Below are 16,984 nucleotides of genomic sequence, written 5' to 3' on the forward strand. Positions count from 1 at the left end.
TATGAGCAATATGCCGTGGTTTCGTGCCTACACCGAGATGGTGGATGACGAGAAATTGCGTCTGCTGGCCTTTGAGGACAGATGGCACTACGTGGCCTTGTTGTGCCTGAAGGGGCAGGGCGTGCTCGACAGTGGGGACACGCTGATGCTGCGCAAGGTAGCCGTCAAGCTGGGTCTGGATCTGCGCACCCTGGACGATGTGGTGCGCCGTTTAAGCGAAGTGGGCCTGATCGACCAGGACAGTTTGCAGCCTTTGGCGTGGGACAAGCGCCAGATGAAATCCGACAGCAGCGCTGAGCGGGTGGCGCGTTTTCGGGCCAGAAAAAAGCAGGAACAAGACGGTAACGAGGACAGTAACGCGTCCGTAACGTTACCGAAACGGCCAGGTAACGCGCTAGATAAAGAGACAGATAAAGAAGGAGATACAGATAAAGAAAGAGATAAAGAAAAAGCAAACGCGCGCCGCAAGGCGACTGCGCTGGAGTTTTCTGCCTGGCCTGCCGAACCCAGTGCAGAAGTGGTGGCGGATTATCTGCGCCATCGTCGCGAGATCAAGGCGCCCTTGACGCAAACCGCCCTGAACCGCCTGGGCACCGAAGCCCATCGTGCCTTGGAGATGGGCTACAGCGTGGATGACTTTCTGGCCGAGTGCATGTTGCGTGGCTGGCGCGGGGGCAAGGCCAGTTGGCTGGAAGGCCGCAATGAGTCCCGTGCAGGGCAGGCATCCGGCTTTGACCCCCTGGCCTATGTGAACCGTCATCGGCAACGCGAGGAGATAGACGATGTCATCGATATCTGATTTTTCCAACCCCTGGCTGCTGCGTCATACCAAGCTGGAAGGCATCAGCCTGATGGACCATTTGTACAACCGGCTCAATGGCATTTATCCCAACAAGTTCCGCTCCAACTTCCGAGACAAGCAAGCCATTGAGGACTGGAAGCAGGCTTGGGCCGAGGCCTTTGATGAAGAGGGCGTCTCGCCCACCGATGTGGCTCTGGGCATCAAGAATTGCCGCCGCATGTTTGATTGGCCACCCAGCTTGCCGGAGTTCTTGCGTGCGTGTCGCCCTCAGCTGGAACCGGAAACGGCCTTCTTTCAGGCTGTGCGTGGCATGCAGGCACGAGTGCGGGGAGAAATGGGCGAGTGGTCGCACCCGGCGATCTATCACGCGGCAATCAGTATCGGGCAGTTTGATTTGCTGAATCAGGCTTACACGCAACTGGAGCAGCGCTGGCACAAAGTTCTGGCTGATCAACTGGCCAAAGGCCAATGGCCAGAAATCCCGCCGCTCCGATTGGCACTGGCTTCGCCGCAAGACAGAGAGCAAGGGCGCCGGGAAGGGCAGCAGCGCGTGCGAGATCTGGCCCAGGTGATTGCAGGCAACAACAACAAGGACCCGCGAGTCTGGGCGAACCGGATCTTGGCACGTCCTGAAGAGCGTTCCCTGGCGGTGCTGAAGATGGCTAAAGCGGCCTTGGGCAAGGAGTAAATGAGCTATGGATCTGACAACACCGCTTCATCAAGAAGTGCCCAGGGCTACTACCGGAACACCTGCCCACCGCTACAAGGAACTGCAGGTTTTGCAGCAGCGCGGCCAGATCAGGCAGTTGGTACAGCAGCCATCCTGGAGCCTGGTACCACGGTTTTTCAGCCACCGGGTACCTGCCTGCAGGATTTGCTACATCGCGGACTTTGCCTACACGGACAACAGCAGCGGCCATCGCATTGTGGAGGCAGGCCGCGATACAGAAAGCCTGTTCCAAGGCATCAAGCGTGTCTTGCTGACCTGGATGCACGGCATCATCGTCCATCGGGCTTGAAGGAGGAATACACATGACAATCAAAGCAGAAAGCAAACAGGGCCTGAGTGGCGACGACTTGCTCTGGAACTGGGCACGCTGGTGCTGGTCCGGACAGACCGTGGGCAATATGGAGCGCTACGTTCCCTGGCAAGAGGACTTTCGGCCCATACACCAGGACCACGCACTGGCGGTGGATGCCTTGTACCAACGCCTGCCGCACTATCAAGCCATGGTCATCCAGGCCGAGTACCCGCGCAAGAATGCCCAGTACGGTCATCTGACCGCCAGCGAGCGCCAGGTCACAGCCCGTTTGTGGATCAAGAAGGTTACGGGTGCGGTCCTTCGTGATGAGGACTACCGCCGCCATTTGATGGATTTCAGAATCACGGTTGAAAAGGAGATTTTGCGGTGAAGTATGCAGCCGAAGTCATAGACCTGTTAGCGGCCTATCCGGGACGAGAGTTCCGCATGATCCAGATTGTGCGGCACGTCAGCAAAGGCATGGAGCTGTCCACCGCACAACGCAACGCCATGCGCGAAGGCGTCAAGCGCGTGCTGGTGCAACTGCAGGATTCAGGCCAGGTGGACAAGATCAAGGAGGGTGAAACCTCTGCCTTTTACGCCTGGCGTTGCAGTCTGCAACATGGTCCGCTATGAATCTGCAAGCGCAATTGCAATAATGGGCGTGCAAAGTTGCGTCCAATGCAAACGAAACAACCCCGAGCAAGAAATTGCTGCGGGGTTTTTTATTGCCTAGTCGCAGCGCCTACGCACAGTCGTCGATTTGCCATCGAGAAGATGGCCAGGACCGTTCAGGAGAACTACACAAGATGAACTTTGAACAGATCAGTAAAGCCATTATTGATCGAATGGTGGCATTGACCGGGATTGCTCAGGAGCGCATCGAGTACCCCAATGCCCACGCGGCCTTTACCCCGCCGGATACGGGTGTCTGGTGCCGTCTGCTGATCAAGAATACCGATTCGGAAATGTCGGGCATGGGGACAAAACCCTACACCCGCAAATCCGGCGAGATTCTGATCGAGTGCTTTGATCGTTTGGGTCAGGGCCGTCAGGAGCTGGATCGCCTGAGCGATGCCCTGGATGAACACTTTTCCTTCTGGTCTGAAGGAGCTTTGGAGTGCCTGGGCTTGAGCCAGGTCGATGTGGCAGCCGATGACCCCAAAAAACGGCCCCAACGCGAAGAGTTCTACCAGATCAACCTGACCGTCCCGTTCCGGGCCGGTTGATTTTTTACCTGTTTTTTTGTGCCGACCTCGTGTCGGTTTTTTTTTGCCTGCATACAGGAGAGATGCATCATGAGTTCTGGCGCTAAAGTTACTAGCTACCTGGTTAAAGAAACCGTTCCCGGTGTTACCCCCGGTTCGGGCTGGCAGACGCTGCGCGTCACCGGCAACACACTGACTCCAACTCTGAACAAAGAGGAGTCTGAAGAAATCACCGATTCGCGCATTGGTCAGGGTTCGATCGTGACCAGCATTGATATTGGTGGCGACATCACGGGCGAACTGTCCTACGGCACCTTTGACGAGCTGCTGGCCGCCGCCTTCTACGGTGAATGGAAAGAGAACAAGCTGAGCGTGGGCGAGACCCGCAGCACCTTCAGCGTGGCCAAAGCCTATCGCGACGTAGATGTCTACGCACTGTTCAAGGGTGCGCATGTCAGCACCTTTGCACTGGAAGTGCCCGAGGAGGGCAAAGCCACCGTGACCTTCACGATGTCTTGCCTGGATTACGAAGATAAGGAAACGCCTTTCGCAACCAATCCGGCCGAGCCAGGCCAAAGCCCTTTCATGTCCTCGATCAGCGTGGGCGATGTGAAGGCCAATGGCGTGTCCCTGGCTGGCCAGGCTTGCGTATCGGGCCTGACCCTGAACATCGACAACCAACTGCAGACTCAACGCTGCTTTGGTGCCGAGCGTTTGGGCCCCGGCGCCCTGATTGAGACTGCAGCAGCCATCACCGGTACGGTGACCCTGGCTTGGTCTCAGAAGGCTTGGGAGCTGTGGAAGAACCAGTTCAAACGCACCCCGATCGCCATTTCCTTCCCGATCACCGACACCCTGGGCAACAAGTACGAGATCGATCTGCCTGCCATTGAGGTAGATGGTGACCTGCCTAACGGTGCCAAGGGCGACATTCTGAAAGTGGAACTGAACTTCACCGTGGCCAAGCAAACTCCCGTGCTGACTCGCAGTCCTGCTGCGACTACGCCTTAAGGAGCGATGGCATGGCTTTGAAGATTAATCGCCTGGAATCGGTTCTGAGTCAGGAGCGGTGGGAGGATTATGACGAGGACGTGTCTTTCAAGATTGCTGCGCTTGATACTGAGGCTTATCAAATAGCCCTGGAGCGAGCACGACGCTTGATTGCTCGGGAAGATGCAGGGCATTCGCTAGCGGCCATTCGTGTCTCAAGTAACGATATCCGCGAGCATGATGTCCAGTGCCAGCTGTTGAGCACGTATATCGTCAAGGACTGGAAGGGTGAAGTCCTTGATGAAGCGGGCAACGTCATTCCTTATTCGCCGGAGAATGCGACCAAGTTGCTGTCAGAGAACACAGACCTCTTTGTCTGGGTGATTGCGACAGCGGCCCATGTTGCTGCCAATGCGAAGAAGGAGGCCCAGGAAACCGTGGAAAAGTCCTCGCCCGGTTCCAGTGGGAAAAAGAGTGGGCCGGGCAAAATGAAAAGCGCAAGCTGATTCATTCGACTCTCGGTGCTCAGATCCCGGATGAACCTCCCAGTGATCCCATTACGGATCATGTCATCCGTGTTTATTGTGCTGCAGACCGTTGTCGGAGTGTCGTTGTTGGAATGGGCGGGGCGGTGCCATTGCCCCTCTCTACCGAGAACATAAGTGCCGTGGTCCAGGCATATGGAACCCCACTATCCCGGCAAGAGCTGGATATGGCTGTGTTTGAGCTTGATCGCTTGGAACGCAGTTGATTGCCAGGTGGTGGGAGCAGGAGGGGGCCAGCCGGGTTTGCATGTCTACCTGGCTGGCCCAATGTGTTTGATTGGGTTCAGGTCCTGAGATTTGAATCAGCGTCTATGTGCGGTTTTCCCTGCTTCGGCAGGTTTTTTTTATCTGGAGAAATTGAATGGCGCAAGAGTCTCGATTGACTATTACGCTCGATACTCGGTCGGCGGAGCAAGGGGCCAAAGATCTGACGCTTGCCCTGAATGCAATGGAGGGGGCTGGCATTCGTGTTGCGGCCATGTCGGATCGAGTCAATGGCAGTATGGCAGGCGTCAGCAATGCGACCCTCTCGAGTGCAGCCTCTGCGGCTGTGATGGACCGAGTGTTGAAGTCTGCCTTAAGTGGATTTTCGGCCATGGGTTTGATTGAGATGGCCGAGCAGTGGGATAGCTATGCTGAACGTATGGCGGTTGCGACGCAGTCTTTAGGCGAGTATGACCAGGCCCAGGCTCGAGTGGCGCAGGTCGCTCAGGCGACCTTCCGTCCTATTGATGAAACACGTGAAGCGTTCATCGCACTTTCTCCGGCTTTGCGGGAGATCGGCCTTGGCTTTGATCAAAGCATGGATGCGGTAGGGGCCTTTTCGGGGCTGTTGGCGACGAATGGGGCTAGTGCAGAGAGCGGTGCCGTCGCCATGGAGGCGTTTGCCAATTCGTTTCGAAGCGGCGCGGTTAACGCCAGTGACTGGGCGCAGATTACCGGTACTGTTGATTCCTTGATTTCCCATATGGCCGACAGCACAGGGAAAACGACGGCAGAGATTGATCAGTTGGGCAAGAGTGGCCAGATGTCAGTCCAGATGCTGGCTCAAGGTTTGGCATCTTCGTATATTCCTGCCTTGCAGCAAGTGGAGCTGATGCCCAGAACAGTCAGTGGCGCGCTGACGAACTTGAACTCGGCATTTGGCGAGTATGTAGGCAATACGAATAATTCCTTGCAGGCAACGACATTGCTGGCATCGGGAATCAACTTTATTTCCCAGAATTTTGAGTCGTTTGCCGATGTGCTGGGGACTGTGGCCCTGGGTGCACTGGGGGTCTATACGTCGCGGACGATTGGTGCTGTTGCGGCCTCTGTGAGTGCCACGGTGGCGAGCCATACCAAGGCTGCTGCTACGCTTGCTGCCGCCAGAGCGGAAGCGCAGGCTGCTGCGGCGGCTTTGGCAAGTGCACGAGCAAGTTTAGGTTTGACAACGACTCTTGCGCAGTTAACTACAGCAAAAAACGCGGCAGAGGCGGCCAGCAGGCGTCTTGCTGTAGCGCAAGCGGCAACGGCGGGAGTCGGTAGGACTTTGTTAGGTGTGCTGGGTGGCCCTGTTGGCTTGCTGGCTACGATTGGCCTGACTGCAGCGTCTTTTTTTACGATGGATGGAGCTTCAGATCGTGCAAAGATTGCGACGGATGCTCTTACTGGCTCCGCGCAGGACGCGTCTACAGCATTTGGCAACCTGGGTGTTCTGTCCAGGCAAGCCGCGCTTGATAGTCTGGCGGTGCTTCTAGACACGCAGATGGGTGAAGCCAGCAAGGCTATGGCTGATTTTGTCGACAAGTTGGATCCGACGACAAAAAAGGGGGGAGCTGCCGTTGCGCGGATGCGAGCGGAGATGCGAAATGAGCTGACTTTCCTGGTGGGTAATGTTTCTTCGGCCGGTGGTGATCTTGAGCAGGCCATTGATGGCTTGATCGGGAAGTGGACTGAGCAAGGAGTGATTACCGAGTCTCAAGCTGGCCGATATCGTACGCTTGCCATCGCTATGGTGAAGTCTCGAGATGAGGCTACCCAAACAGGACAGCGATGGGAGGCTTTGTCCGAGCTGGGCAGGCAGTTGGGCCTGGCTGCGCACGGTGCTGCTGGTGGTGTGCAGACACTAAACAACGCACTAGGTTTCTCGGAGAATGCAAGCAAGCAACTTGAGCAAATCCAGAGTCGGATCAAGTCATTACAGGATGGTGGTGATCCGGTAAAAATGACGACTCGCTGGATCAGCGAGCATAAGGGCACTAGTGAGAGCGAGCGGATTGCACTCATGTCCGCTGCATATGCAGAAAAAACCTTGTTAGAGGCGCGGCAGTCAACGGGTATTGCGACGAAAGGAGCTGTTTCCTCTGCAGATACTCTTCTACAATCTTTGCGTGATCAGGTCGCTGTGCTGGGGATGACTGACGCCCAGTTGCAACGCTATCGGCTTCAGATGGCTGGTGCTTCGAAGGGCCAGATGGATGAGGTGGAAGCTTTGCAGGCCACAAAAAAGGCCTACGAAGATACGGAGCGAGCAAACAAGCTCTACCAGAAGGCGATGTTGGAGCAAAAAAGCATTGCAGAAGAAAACACCATTTTTCAGACTCAGAAAAACCAAGAAAATGTAGGTTTGGGAATTGGTGAGCGCAGACGCAAGCAATTGGCCGAAGAGTATCAAATCATGGCGGACTTTGAGCGCCGCAGACGCGCGCTGGAGGCCGGCCAGGAGGACGAATCCACACGCCTGGATGAACCGCTTTATCTGCAATCTATTGAGAGTTTGCGATCGGCAGAAGAGGAAAAGCTGGCTATCGTGCGCCGATCTGTGCAGGAGCGTTCGCTTCTTGAGCAGGACTGGGGATTGGCGATGCAGGAGGCGATGATTAATTATGCCGATAATACGGCTAATGTTTATCAGGCCGTTTCTGGTTTAGTCGGGAATATATTTAAGGGCATGGAAGATGCGCTGTTCCAGTTTGCCATGAAAGGCAAGATGGATTTTGCGAGTCTTGCCGATAGCATTATTGCGGACATGATTCGAATTGCGATTCAGCAGTCTGTGACAGCACCCTTGGCCGGCATGATTGGGAACTTGTTTGGTGGTGTGAGCGGGGTGTCTACTGCCAGCGCGATACAGCAAGGCGGTGGTGACGGTATTGGTGCTCTGATTAGTTTGAATGGTTGGGCTTCTGGCGGTTACACCGGAGACGGTGGACGCTATGAACCAGCTGGTATCGTCCACAGGGGCGAGGGCGTTCTGAATCAAGACGATATGCGTAGTTTGGGTGGGCGTTCCGGGTTTGACCGGCTACGTCGCTCCTTACGTGGATATGCCAATGGCGGGACGGTAGGCTATCCAGCTTTGCCATCAGCAACGGCGACCGGCTCCATGCCAGGTCAGGATTTGCAGGTGGTCGTTAATAACTACGGTGGAAACAGAGTTGAAGCCAAGGAAGAGATGAGCACAGGCGCTGATGGCCAGATGCTCCGGCGTGTGGTTATCAGTATTTTGGATGAGCAACTGGGAAGCCCAAGCACTAGCACAGGGCGAGTGTTGCAGAGAGGCTGGGGATTAAGAGCACGATCATAAGGGAAAGAAAAGCAGAGTGCGGCCCTTATTGTATTGCTGCGTTTCACAAACATCAGGCCCGTTGGATATTGATCCAACGGGCTTTTTTTATTTCAGTCTATGAACAAATTACCTGATTACGTCTCGATCCTGATCGATGGTTTTGGTGAGCGTTTTGACCCTGCCGTCAAGCGAACCGAAATGGATCGTGGTCCTGTGAAACAAGAAATATTGAATTCGCAGGTGTTAGTGGAAGTAGAAGCCACTCTTTTTTTTCGTAGCCGAGAGGATACCGTCAAATTTGATAGTTGGTATTTCGACACTATCCGCCGGATTGGCTGGTTTGATATGTATGACCACCGATATCGCATGACGCGTTCGATGAGGTTCAAAGGTGGGGATATTGGCACCTTGACGCCGTTGGCGGGCGGGTTTCAGTATGCCCAGCGCCAGGTGACGTTGGAGTACATGCGATGAGTATCAACAAGGAGTTTCGTCGTAATCGACAAAGGATTACCGACCCGGATGGGGTGGTATTGCTGGTAGAGATTACGCATTCGTCTTTTTCTGCACCGTTCCGGCTGGCCAACGATACCAAGGCTTGGATCAGTCGTGGTGTGACATACGTGGGTTATCCGTTTCGCTTTACCCTGCCTGATTCGGGCGAGGGGGAAAGTCCGAAGATGGTGCTGGAGATGGATAACACGGGCGGTGATATCTTGCGCGAGTTGGAATCCATTAGAGAGCCTGGTGAAGAGGTGTGGTGCAGCATCATCATGATTGACCGCTCTATGCCGGATATTCACACCATGAAACTGAGTTTGCCTATCTCTGTCGTGGCGGTTGATAGCTCCAGCATCATGGCAAAGCCTTCGATGGATTCAATTCTGAATCGCTCTGCAGTCACGCTGCGTTATGACAAGCGTACAGCGCCCGGAATTTTCCAATGATTAAAGCGCTTGATAGGTTTGTCGGGCGGCCACATTGTGCCGATCACTACGATTGTGCTGATTTGGCGGTGGAGGTGGCGCGGGAAATATTTGCCCGCCAGCTTGCATTGCCTACTGCCAGGCCTCGTCCGCAAGGGCAGCGTGGTCAGGCTGTGGCGATCCGGGCCATGGCTGATGAATTGGCCTTTGAGGTTGTCGAACCGGTCGATGGTGATTTGGTGCTGATGCAAAGTGCAGGGCAAGAGCTGCCTGGACATATTGGGACTTACTTTTTTGTGAATCACCAAGCGCATGTACTGCATACATCAGTGGCCTTGGGGTATGCGAGCTTGCATAAATTGAGAGCCTTGCCGGCATTCAATTTGCGGGTGGTCGGATTTTATAGATGGAAGGATCAGGATGAGCAAAATTGATGCAGGGCGGTTAGTCGTTACGCCGCACCCACTGACCCTGGAGGGGCAGACAAATACTCCGGCAGATCTGAAGGCAGGCGAAAGCCTGCTTTCTTTTTTGGAGCGCCATGTTCCGAATCTGCATGCCTGCAAATATGCTGTGTCCATCAATGGGTGCCCCATTGCGCCCGAGTTATGGGCACAGGAAAAGCCCACGCATGGCGCAGTCATTTCGGTGCGTTCCGTTGTGGAAAAGCAGGCCTTGCAACTGGTGGCGATCGCTGCTTTAGCCTATTTCACGATGGGGGCCGGGGCGGCTTGGATTGGTACGACATTTAGTGTTGGTAGCACAGTTGCATCTGTAATTGGCGGAGCCATGTTCCTGGGTGGCTCCATGCTGATCAATAAGGTGCTAGCGCCCCCTATACCCAAAATTGGCAATACGGATTTTGGTCGTGAGCCGGTATTTAATATTGCACCCGGCAACAACTCGGCACGTCAGTATGAGGCTTTGCCGATATTGCTTGGCGCAATGCAGTACGCTCCTGATTACGCAAGTCTCCCCTACACCTGGTATGAGGGGAATGAACAAATGCTTGGCGCGATTTTTAATGCAGGTTTGAATATAGATCGCTTTGAAAGTGGTTTGCTCAATGGCGATACAGAGTTAAGCGCCTATCAAAATGTCAATGTCTGGACACGTGGTTTTGAGGGTATGCCTGAGCAGCACATTCCTTTATTTTCCAATCCGGACGTCAGTGATGGAGGGGAGCTTGAAGGGGCGGGAGAGTGGGTAACGCGTACAACCTCTACAGACACTGTGTTGATTCAATGTGATTTTGATATCCAATTGTTTGGTCAAGGAGAGGATGGTGTAGAGGGGCGCGATCTGCTTCTGGAGGGACGCTATCGTCCCGTTGGGGACAGTGAGTGGAGGCGTATTTCGTCGGTCCATCTACATAACCGGACCATAAAGCCTCTGCGTCGCACAGAGACGATTACGGTTGAGGCCGGGCAGTATGAAGTGGCATGGCGAAATGCGTCTGGTGGCAGTAGCGATGGTGGAGAAACTACACGCAATGTAGTTTGGACACAGCTGAAAAGTATTCGGCCTGATAACGGTGATTACTTGGGGCAGTCTCGTATTGGCATACAGATTAAAGCCACTGGCCAGTTAAATGGCAGTTTGAAAGAGATCAAAGGTCGTTTTGTTGCCCGTGCTATGCCGGTCTGGGATGGGAATGCCTGGGCACAAGCAACGACACCTGAAAATGGATTGTCCAATCCGGGAGCCCAGATTTTGTTGCTGGCGCGGGGTATCTACGTTGATGATCCGTTTTATGGGCGCAAGTTGATAGCGGGTCTGGGACTGCCTGATGACCAGATTGATCTTGAGGGCCTGAAAGCATTCATGTTGCATTGTGCGAGTAATAATCTGCGTCATGATGCGGTGATTAACGATGATCGTAGCAATTTGGATCTGCTCAACCAGATTGCGCGTTGCGGTTTGGGCACCTTTGGGTTTTTTAATGGCAAGTGGGGGGTGGTGTGGGCTTGGGATAAGCAGCCGCTGGATGGTGTGGTCAATATGGCCACCATCAAAAAGTCTACTTTCCAAGTCAATTATGAGTTGGCCAGTGCTGCTGACGGCATTATTTATACGTACTTGAATCGGGATACATGGCAGCAAGACTCGATCTATGTCTATGCCCCTGGTAAAACGACGATGTTAAATCCGGCCAGGTTGACTGGTGAGGGTATTACTACCGCTGAGCATGCAGCTGTTATGGCGCGTTATCACTTGGGGCAGTCGCTGTATCAGTTCAAGGATATTCAGTACGAAACTGACCTGGAGCATCTTGACTACCAGCGGATGTCTGTTCTGGCGCTGAGCCATGATATGACTCAGTGGGGGTTTGGGGGGCGACTGGTTGGAGCAACCAAGGATGAACAAGGTGTTGTCGTGCTGCAGCTGGATTCTCCTGTGCCGGATGAGTCGGTCCATGGAGTGGGTACTGCCGAGCCCTTTATTGGTCTGCGTATACCTGGCGAGTCTATTTATCGTGTTTTTCGGGCTGTACGCCCAAGTGCTGGCTCCTTGACGCTGCAACTTCAAGATGCATGGCCTGCGGACGCACTGTTTCCTGGAGATGATGTCGATAATCCGGCGCATGACACGCTGTGGTTCTACGACTTCAAGCCTACGCCGGGGGCGCGTGTACGTGTGGCCGGCATGCAAATGCAAGCAGGGTTGGGTGGTGCACAAGTTGCAGTCGTGCCAGAGTCTGACGAGTTTTGGGACTATGTTCTTAATGGGACGTATGAGCCCGCAGGCAGTGATAGCGAGCTCTCTCGTGATGAAACTCCAGTAGTGCGAAATCTTCGTATTACTGAGCAGCAGATGGTGCAGGGAAATACGCACTTCACAGAGTTAACGATTACCTTTGATGTGAGTGGTGAGCTGGCATCAGCAGAGGTATGGGCTGGACCAGAGGGGCATGAGTTGGTTCATGTCGCTGATACCTCTACGCGTCAAGCTACGTTTCGTATTGATATGGCTGGCAATTGGATGGTGCAGGTGCGTCCTATGGGCCATACTCGTGCCGGTCCCGCCGCGAGCATTTTTTATTTAACGCAACATACAGATCTACCTCCCTGGAATTATGACTCGCTGCTAATCACTGAAATCTCCGGTGGTCTGCGCCGGTATGTATTTGACTATTTGGAGAATGATCCGCCATTTGATTTGGCCGGTGCCGAGCTTCGTTACTTGGCTGGAAAACATGCTGCGCCCAATTGGGATGCAATGACGCCATTGGGCAGTGGCTTTCATACCGCAACTTTTGAAAGTGTGTTGCCGCAGGAGGGAGTGTGGACTTTTGCTCTACGTGCGCGTAACACCTCTGGCCAGTTGTCTACGACGGCCTTGGTGCGTAGTCTGAGTTTGGGCAAGAACTTCGATCAGGTGCAGACCAAAGATAAAACGCCTCCGCCTGCAGTGACGGGTTTGTCCGCGGCTGCAGGTTTGGGGACGGTGATTGCCAGCTGGAATCCAGCGGCTTATGAAACCGGGCATGGCCATGCGCGCACCCTGATTTATGCCGCAAAAGGTGCTGCTGCTGCCGTATCGACAGCAAAGTTGGTTGCCGAGTCTCACCATGGTCCCGTTTCGTTCACGGCAGGGCTAGGCGAGACCTGGCGGGTATGGGCCAAGCATGAGAGTGTGGATGGAGTGCTCTCAAGCAAGTTTGCCGGGCCTGTCAATGTCACGCTGGGCAAGATCGGCGATGTGGATCTGGCTGAAGATCTGGATCTGGCCAAACGCCTGGCTGATGGTTCAGTTACGGCAGAAAAACTGGCGGACGGTGCCTTGACGGAGTCCAAATTTGCGCAAGGTGTAGAGCCGGTAAAAATTATTCCTGACATAGGCGTCTTACCCACGGTCAAGTCGACGTCCAGTGTGCTTTGGAAAGGTTCTCTGTATGTATGGAGCACTACGTCCAAGAAATATGAAAAGGCCGTGGCCGAGGTTGCACCAGAGTCCCTGGGGCCGGACAAGTTTCAACCAGGAACGGAGCCAGTAACGACGGTCCCTGATGCGGGCCAACTGCCCGTCGTTAAAGTCACGACGACCGTTTCTTGGAAGGGTGCTCTTTATACGTGGAATACGGCGGCCAAGAAGTATGAAAAGGCCGTGGCTGATGTTGCGTCGCAGTCGATTGGGCCGGACAAGTTTTTGCCTGGTACTGAACCGGTAACGGTTGTCCCTGACAACAAGCCATTACCGACCCTTCAGTCGACTTCCAATATCTCCTGGAAAGGAAAGCTGTATCGCTGGGACGGGACCAAGTACGTATCGAGTGTTGATACCGGAGACCTTGTCGGCAAGATCACAGATCAGCAGATTGATGATATCAGTGCGGCCAAACTGACCGGGAAGATTACAGGCACGCAGGTTGCAAATAACGAGATCAAGACGCCACACCTGGCTGCTGGATCGGTTGTTGCAGAGAAAATTGCGGCCGGTGCCGTGGTCGCTTCTAAGCTATTTGTAGGGGCAAATGGCAATCTGATTCCCAATGGGGCGGGGGAAATGGGTCTTGAGCAAGCCAAGCTTGGCTGGCCGGCCCGATTTGTGGTGGATGAAGACAATGCTCCTGTTGGCTTCCCCTGGTCCTATCGTTCTCCTGCAGGAGAAACCGGCACACGGGACTCCACGTTTGGTTCTATCCCTGTAGAGCCTGGTGCCGAGTATCAGATTACCCTCTGGGCAATGGCTGATCGCGAGAACAGTCGTGTCTATATAGAGGGGAGAAATCAGGCGGGCGAGCACGCGTTTACGAGGTCCAAGGGGGATGGCGCAGGGGTAACAGGCGTATATGTTCTTTCAAATCAAATACTGCCTACAAGCTGGACGCGGTTTTCGACGACTGTAACTATTAGCGATGGCACTACACATTTGCATCGCTTTCGCTACTACATTAACCACGCGAACGGGACAGAGAGAGGGGCGGCGCAGTTATTTGCCGGGCTGACGATGACTAAACGGGCAACGGGTGAGTTGATCGTTGACGGCGTTGTCACGGCGGATAAAGTGGCTGCAAATGCCATTTCTTCAGAGAAAATCGCTGCTAATGCTGTAACGACGGCCAAGATTGCAGCATCTGCAGTGACTGCAGATCAGATCGCGGCCAACACGATTATGGCGGAAAAGTTGGTGGTGTCATCGCCGACGAATCTGTTGCCGGATACGTATGGGTGGACCGATCGAGCCAATGGAGTCTCATGGCGGCGGGCAGGTTTTTCATCTAATTACAGCTCTGGCTCAGTCTGGTTACAACACAAGAAACGGGCAACGCTCGATACTTTGTTTGAAATTCGAGCGGGCACTCGGTATCTGTTCAATGTGGAGATGGATTGCCAGACGGAGGGGGCAAAGCAAGTATTTGAGCTGGTTCAGGAGGATGGAGAGTCCTTCTCACCGCGCCGTTTTTTAGGCTCGTTTACGACCTCCCCAGGTGCGTATCGGCCCTATTCAAACTCCATCGAGTTTTCAAGCTCAGAACGGGTGCGGCTCAAGGTATTTGCCAACGATAACCAGAGTGCATCGACCGGTGGCTATGTTTGGCTGAAAAACCCCAGCTTGCGACCAATGGCTCAGGGTGAGTTGATCGTAGACGGTGCGATCACTGCTGAAAAAGTGGCGGCCAACGCGATTACGGCTAAGCACTTGGCGGCGAATTCCGTGACTGCAGTCAAGGTGGCGGCAGGAGCTATCGCGGCTGAGCATTTGGCGGCTGGTGCAATTACAGTCGGAAAAATCCAGGATGGTGCGGTCACGGGGGATAAGCTTGCCACTACGACGATCACGGGAGACAAGATCGCTACGGGAGCTATTACGGCAGATAAGGTGGCAACGAATGCCGTGACTTCCGACAAAATTGCAGCGAACGCGATTACTTCCGCAAAGATCTCGGCGGGAGCTGTTGGCGCTGAGCAGGTTGCGGCAAATGTGATTACGGCCAAACACCTGGTCGTGGCTGACAGGTCGAATCTGCATCCTGATCCTACCGTTTCGCTTGGTGACGAAAGTGCACTTTGGTCCATTCCTTCTTGGGTGGCTGCCATTCCTGCCGGAACCTCCACTGTTGGATGGGGATTTAGTGGAGGCGTGTTACGAGCGACCGCAGCAAATCCTGGCACGGTCTGGAATGGGCCCTATTTGCGTGTCGGGAATATTGAGTTGCAGGGAGGGCAGGACTATGTTTTGTCGTTCCGGCATCGACGTTTTAATGCTGGTACTTCAGCTTTTAGAACAGTGGTGTATTTTTATGACGCCAAGGGGGAGCAGATTACGGGCTCAACAGCAACGCTTAATCACACGACGAACTCCTCAGCTCCACAGGATGTCACCTTGTCTGTTACTACGCCGGCGAAAGCGGCGACGATGCAGATTTATTATCAACAGAATCCGGATAGCAGTACCTCCGGCTTTATCATTGGGGATTTTTCAGTCCGGCGGGCAGCATCTGCTGAGCTGATTGTTGACGGTGCCATTACTGCTGACAAATTGGCTGCCGGGTCTGTTGTGGCTGGGAAGTTGGCAGCTAATAGCGTGGCTGCCAGCAATGTTGCAGCAGGTGTGATTACGGCAGATAAGTTGGCTGTAGATTCGGTGACGGCGGCGAAGATAGCAGTAGGTAGCGTGGATGCCAGCAAACTTTTAGCCAGTTCAGTCACTACTGAAAAGTTGGCAGTAAATAGTGTGACAGCAGCAAAGATAGCGACTAACGCTGTCACTGCTGACAAGATTCAGGCTGGGACGATTACTGCAGAGTCGGGCGTAATTGCCAATGGGGGCATTACAAATGCCCATTTGGGTACTGCTGTGGTTACAACAGCCAAAATTGCTGAAGGTGCAATCTCGCGGGCAAAGATACAAAATGCGGCTATTGGGGAGGCTCAGATTGAGGATGCAGTCATTGTCAATGCCAAGATTCGTGATAGTGCTATTACACGAGCCAAAATTGGTCATGCTGAAGTTGATACGTTAAGGATTGCAGGGAATTCAGTCACTATACATGCGTCGGTTTCTGCCCCCCTTTATCAGCCTGGGGCTCTTGCAATCGAACGTCCTGTCAGCTTGCAGTTCTATCTTCCTTATTCTTCTGATTTCACACTAATAGCAAATATAGAGCCTTGGACGGTGTCTGGCACATCGGGTACTAGAGATGCACGTAGCAACATCTGGTATGACACTGGCGGCTATGTTCTTGGGTCAGTCTATTGCGTTCGAGATATCCAGGGGGTTCTCTCTACGGGAGGTTCTACAACCATTAAGGGCTGGCTGCCTGAAGGTAATCATTCGATAACGATTAGGCAGGCTCCTAGTTTTAGTTCGATCAGTTCGTTAGGGTCCGTGTTTCCAGCGGTTTCGATGATTATGTTAATGGCCATGAGGTAGTTAAATGAGAAATGTATCGTTATTTCAAGATGGGCGTTTACATGCTGTTGTATCTGGTTCAGCAGAGTTTGTAGTGAGACCTACTTTGCGAAGATGGCCTTGCGATTGGGTCGAAGGAATCTTTGATGAGTCCTGGTTATTAGAAGAAGGAGTGCCTCGTAAGCGGCAGCCGTACCCTGCTTTATTGGATGGGTTGGTGTTGCAGGGAGTCTGTCCAAATAGTGTAGTCATGATTGAGGGGGAGCAGTATGAGTGTCCAGAGGGCGGGGATATCGATCTGTCTTTTCAGTTCCCTGGTACATATGAGGTCACGGTCTCGTGTTGGCCGTATTTAGATGGGAGTTATACCGTTGAAAATCCACCACCAGCCAAATAACCACGCTGAACGCCGACGACAGGAATATCCGGTGATCGGGGATCAGCTTGATGCCGTGTACAAGCTAGCTCGCCATATGCAGGAACAAGGCCAGAAGCTGCCACCGGATGTCGAACAGTGGGTGGCTCAGTGCCGAGCCGTTAAAGAAAAGTATCCAGCCGCTTGAGAAGCGGCTTTTTTTATGGAGT

The 16,984-nt window shown here is 53.7% G+C and carries 14 protein-coding genes; all 14 read left to right on the forward strand.

Going from position 1 to position 16,984, the window contains the following annotated elements; translation table 11 throughout:
* The first annotated feature begins 1 nt into the window (after position 1).
* A complete protein-coding gene (locus DUD43_RS07405) occupies positions 2-799 on the forward strand; it encodes a hypothetical protein (protein WP_153229771.1) in 798 nt (265 codons plus the stop codon).
* A complete protein-coding gene (locus tag DUD43_RS07410; protein WP_153229772.1) occupies positions 783-1,490 on the forward strand; it encodes a replication protein P in 708 nt (235 codons plus the stop codon). The genes DUD43_RS07405 and DUD43_RS07410 overlap by 17 nt, the downstream gene beginning before the upstream one ends.
* Before the next feature lie 7 nt (positions 1,491-1,497).
* On the forward strand, positions 1,498-1,821 hold the full coding sequence (locus DUD43_RS07415; RefSeq protein WP_153229773.1) for a DUF1064 domain-containing protein: 324 nt from the start codon (positions 1,498-1,500) through the stop codon (positions 1,819-1,821).
* A gap of 13 nt (positions 1,822-1,834) precedes the next feature.
* Entirely contained in the window at positions 1,835-2,215 is a 381-nt protein-coding gene (locus DUD43_RS07420) for a hypothetical protein (protein ID WP_153229774.1), read from the forward strand.
* The gene (locus DUD43_RS07425) at positions 2,212-2,460 is read left to right on the forward strand and encodes a hypothetical protein (protein WP_009459904.1); all 249 of its coding nucleotides are present in this window, start codon (positions 2,212-2,214) and stop codon (positions 2,458-2,460) included. Before DUD43_RS07420 ends, DUD43_RS07425 begins: the two co-directional genes overlap by 4 nt.
* A gap of 173 nt (positions 2,461-2,633) precedes the next feature.
* A complete protein-coding gene (locus DUD43_RS07430; RefSeq protein WP_153229775.1) occupies positions 2,634-3,053 on the forward strand; it encodes a phage tail terminator-like protein in 420 nt (139 codons plus the stop codon).
* Positions 3,054-3,122: 69 nt separating this feature from the next.
* On the forward strand, positions 3,123-4,043 hold the full coding sequence (locus DUD43_RS07435; protein ID WP_153229776.1) for a phage tail tube protein: 921 nt from the start codon (positions 3,123-3,125) through the stop codon (positions 4,041-4,043).
* Positions 4,044-4,054: 11 nt separating this feature from the next.
* Positions 4,055-4,528, forward strand: coding sequence for a hypothetical protein (locus DUD43_RS07440; protein ID WP_153229777.1), 474 nt, complete (start codon positions 4,055-4,057; stop codon positions 4,526-4,528).
* Positions 4,529-4,928: 400 nt separating this feature from the next.
* The gene (locus tag DUD43_RS07445; RefSeq protein WP_153229778.1) at positions 4,929-8,135 is read left to right on the forward strand and encodes a phage tail tape measure protein; all 3,207 of its coding nucleotides are present in this window, start codon (positions 4,929-4,931) and stop codon (positions 8,133-8,135) included.
* Between the two features lie 99 nt (positions 8,136-8,234).
* A complete protein-coding gene (locus tag DUD43_RS07450; protein WP_228125931.1) occupies positions 8,235-8,591 on the forward strand; it encodes a hypothetical protein in 357 nt (118 codons plus the stop codon).
* Positions 8,588-9,064 carry a DUF1833 family protein gene (locus DUD43_RS07455; RefSeq protein WP_153229779.1) on the forward strand — a complete coding sequence of 159 codons (477 nt, stop codon included), beginning with the start codon at positions 8,588-8,590 and terminating at the stop codon, positions 9,062-9,064. The genes DUD43_RS07450 and DUD43_RS07455 overlap by 4 nt, the downstream gene beginning before the upstream one ends.
* Complete coding sequence (locus DUD43_RS07460) at positions 9,061-9,477, forward strand: hypothetical protein (protein ID WP_153229780.1); 417 nt, start codon at positions 9,061-9,063, stop codon at positions 9,475-9,477. The genes DUD43_RS07455 and DUD43_RS07460 overlap by 4 nt, the downstream gene beginning before the upstream one ends.
* On the forward strand, positions 9,464-16,420 hold the full coding sequence (locus DUD43_RS07465; RefSeq protein ID WP_153229781.1) for a hypothetical protein: 6,957 nt from the start codon (positions 9,464-9,466) through the stop codon (positions 16,418-16,420). Before DUD43_RS07460 ends, DUD43_RS07465 begins: the two co-directional genes overlap by 14 nt.
* 350 nt (positions 16,421-16,770) lie before the next feature.
* Entirely contained in the window at positions 16,771-16,962 is a 192-nt protein-coding gene (locus DUD43_RS07470) for a hypothetical protein (RefSeq protein WP_153229782.1), read from the forward strand.
* Positions 16,963-16,984: the final 22 nt, after the last annotated feature.

Origin of the sequence: Alcaligenes faecalis, assembly GCF_009497775.1 — a bacterium.
Classification (GTDB): domain Bacteria; phylum Pseudomonadota; class Gammaproteobacteria; order Burkholderiales; family Burkholderiaceae_B; genus Alcaligenes; species Alcaligenes faecalis_D.